Raw genomic sequence first — 3,330 nt, forward strand, 5'->3', positions numbered from 1 at the left:
CCGCGCGTGGTCGGCCATCCGGGTCTGGGCCGCCTCGGTGAGGTAGAGCCGGACCACCCGACGGTCGGCCGGTCCCGCTCCCGCGCGAGCAGGCCGGCCGCGGTCAGGTCGTGGACCAGGGTGCTCACCGTGTTCGGCGCGGTGCCGAGCCGCCGGGCGGTCTCCCGGCCGCTGATGCCGGGGTGGGCGCGGACCAGCAGCAGCAGCTCGACCTGCGCCTCGGGCAGCACCGTGCGGTTGGCGCGCCGGGTGGCTGACCGGCGCAGCAGCCGGTGCAGCTCGCCCACCAGCGCGCCGAGGCGCGCCGTGCCTTCGTCGGTCGACATCCGGGTCACCCACCTCACAGGGCAATAGTTCTGGGTACAGAGCTAAGGTTACCGGGCTGCCGAGCCGTCCGGGGGGACCGTGACACACACCGCACTGCCGACCGCGCCCGCCGGGGCCGCCACCGCCGCGCCGAGCCGCCGCGAGGGGGCGGTCCTGCTCGTGCTGCTCGGCACGCTCACCGCCATCGGCCCGCTGTCGCTGGACATGTACCTGCCGGCGTTCCCGGCGATGACCCGGGAGCTGGGCGCCACCCAGGCGCAGGTCCAGCTCTCGCTGACCACCTGCCTGATCGGTCTGGCCCTCGGGCAGCTGGTCGGCGGCCCGCTCAGCGACCGCTGGGGTCGACGCCGGCCGGTGCTGGTCGGGGTGCTCGCGTACGCGGTGCTGGCGCTGGTCTGCGCGGTCGCGCCGAACGCCACCGCGCTGGCCGCGGCGCGCTTCGCGCAGGGCTTCGCCGGCGGCATGGGCGTGGTGGTGGCCCGGGCGGTGGTCCGCGACCGCTACGCCGGTCGGGCCGCCGCGAAGTACTTCTCCCGACTCACCCTGGTCTTCGGCGTGGCGCCGGTCGCCGCGCCCAGCGTGGGCAGCCTGGTGCTGCGCGTCGGCTCCTGGCGGGCGGTCTTCGTCGCCCTGGCGGTGATCGGGCTGCTGCTCGCCGCCGCCGTGGCCTGGCGGCTGCCGGAGACGCTGCCCGCCGAACGGCGCAGCACCGGGGGCCTGGCCAGCACCGCCCGCACCATGCGGGCGCTCGTCGCCGACCGGGCCTATCTGGGGTACGCGCTGACCCAGGGCTTCGCCTTCGCCGGGCTGTTCGCGTACATCTCCGGGTCGTCCTTCGTCTTCCAGGACGTCTTCGGCCTCTCCGGGACGACGTTCAGCCTGCTCTTCGGGCTCAACGCGCTCGCCCTGGTGGCGATGGGCCAGGCCAACGCCCGGCTGCTCGACCGGTTCAGCCCGCGCCGGCTGCTGGTGACCACCCTGGTGGTCGGCGCGGTGGCGGCGCTCGGCGTGCTGACCGGCGCACTCGCCGGCAGCCTGGTGCTGGTGGCGGTCACCCTCTTCGTCTTCGTCGGCTCGCTCGGCATGGTGATGCCGAACAGCACCGCCCTGGCGCTGGACCCGCACGCCCGGCACGCCGGCACCGCCGCAGCGCTGATGGGCGGTGTCCAGTCGGTGGTCGGCGCGCTCGCCGCGCCGGCGGTCGGGCTCGGCGGCGAGGGCAGCGCCCTGCCGATGGCAGCGGTGACCGCCGGGGCGCCGCCCTGTCGCTCGGCGCGGTGCTCACCCTGACCCGCTCCCGCTGAGCCACGGTCGACCCGAGCACGACCGCCGGCCCGAAGATGGCCGGGCCGGCCAGCCCGCCAGCCGGGCGGCCGGACGTCCTCACGGCGAGCAGCACCGCCGGATCAGTCGACGAAGCGGGCCAGCACCTCGGCGCGGGTGGGCATCGACACCGCCCCGCCGGGCGACTCGCAGACCAGGCCGGCGACCCGCAGCGCGAACGCCACCCGTCGGTGCCAGTCGGTCGGCTCGGCCGGCTCCCCGTCGACCAGCAGGTCGGCGATGAGCGCCGACATCACCGAGTCGCCGGCGCCGGTGGCGTCGACCGCGCGCACCTTCGGCGCGGGCACGCGTACCGGGTCGGGGCCGGCCGCGACGATCGCGCCGTTCGCGCCGAGGGTGACCACGACGGTGCCCGCCCCCAGCTCGCGCAGGTACGCCGCGACCCCCTCGACCGGCTCGCGCGGGTAGAGCAGCGCAGCGTCGGCCGCACTCAGCTTGACCAGGTGCGCCCCGGCGGCGAACTCCGCGACCACCTCCCGCAGCCCGTCCAGCGTCGCACGGCCGTTCAGCAGCCGGGGCCGCACGTTGGGGTCGAACACCCGCAGGCCGGTGGCGAGCGACCAGGCGCGCCGCGCGGCGGCGAGCACCGGCGGGCAGAGCAGCACGATCGACCCGCAGTAGAGCACGTCGGCGCCCTCGATCAGGGCCAGGTCCAGATTGTCGGCGGTGAGCAGGCCGTACGAGGGCGGCTCGCCGTAGAAGCGGAAGTCGGGCTCGGCCCCGGCGTGCGTGGTGACCGCGAGGGTGGTGGGCACCCCGACGGCGACGGCGCCGGCCAGCCCGACGCCGGCGTCGGCGAGGAAGGCGCGGATCCGGCCGGCCAGCACGTCGTCGCCGAACGACCCGACGAACTCGGCCGCGCCGCCGAGCCGGGACACCCCGACGGCGACGTTGAGCGGGCCACCGCCGATCTCCTGTCGGAAGACCGGCCGGCCCTCGCACTCGGCGTCGAGCAGGTCGACCAGCGCCTCACCGAGCACCACCGCGTATCCCACGTCGCCTCCCAGCGTCCGTCGCTTCGTACCAGGCTGGCACAGTGCTCGCCACGGCGGGCGCGAAGCCCCGTCTCCAGGCATCGAGCAACGGCTATTGCGCCGGGTCGCCGGGGCGTGGTGGGATGACGCGTGCCGGGCCGGTGCGAGGGCTGCCGCACCACCGGCGCCGAGCTGGAGCCGACGCGAGGGCACCGGTCCGCGGGACGCGGACCGAGGGCGGTGCGCGGCCATCCGGCCCTCCCGACTCCCGGGCCGCCGGCCGTGGCGCCGCGATCGTCGCATCCGCTCGTCACAGCGGGGCCGGCCGTCGCGCCGCCCCGCGGGTCAGGAGAACCTCGTGATCCGTTCCCGTACGGCCGCGCTGCTCACCGCGGCCGCCACCCTCGCCCTGGGCGCCGTCGCCCTGACCTCCGGTCCAGATCCGCCGCCGCGCACGGCGCGGCGATGACTCCGGGCAGCCGGACCTACCTGTGCTGGAAGGACGGCCTCAGCCCGACCGGCGAGATCAGGCCGGTCAACCCGGCCTGCTCGGCGGCGGTCGCGCAGAGCGGCGCCAACTCCCTCTACAACTGGTTCAGCGTGCTCCGCTCGGACGCCGGCGGCCGGACCGTCGGCTTCATCCCCGACGGCAAGCTGTGCAGTGGCGGCAACCCCGGTTTCGCCG

At 76.2% G+C, this 3,330-nt stretch carries 1 protein-coding gene and 3 pseudogenes; 2 read left to right on the top strand and 2 right to left on the bottom strand.

The genetic code is table 11. From position 1 onward, the window contains the following. Nucleotides 1–326, bottom strand: a pseudogene (locus JNW89_RS31960) (MarR family winged helix-turn-helix transcriptional regulator); the annotation flags it as partial. Nucleotides 327–405: 79 nt separating this feature from the next. Here JNW89_RS31960 and JNW89_RS31965 point away from each other — a divergent pair. After that, a pseudogene (locus JNW89_RS31965) lies at nucleotides 406–1,631 on the top strand (multidrug effflux MFS transporter). Nucleotides 1,632–1,733: 102 nt separating this feature from the next. Here JNW89_RS31965 and JNW89_RS31970 read toward each other — a convergent pair. Beyond that, nucleotides 1,734–2,666: a carbohydrate kinase gene (locus tag JNW89_RS31970; RefSeq protein WP_238451893.1), complete on the bottom strand. Its 933-nt coding sequence runs from the start codon at nucleotides 2,664–2,666 to the stop codon at nucleotides 1,734–1,736. Nucleotides 2,667–3,003: 337 nt separating this feature from the next. Between JNW89_RS31970 and JNW89_RS31975 the strand changes: the two are divergent. Beyond that, nucleotides 3,004–3,330: pseudogene (locus JNW89_RS31975) on the top strand (lytic polysaccharide monooxygenase); the annotation flags it as partial.

The organism is Micromonospora sp. 4G55 (assembly GCF_016803375.1).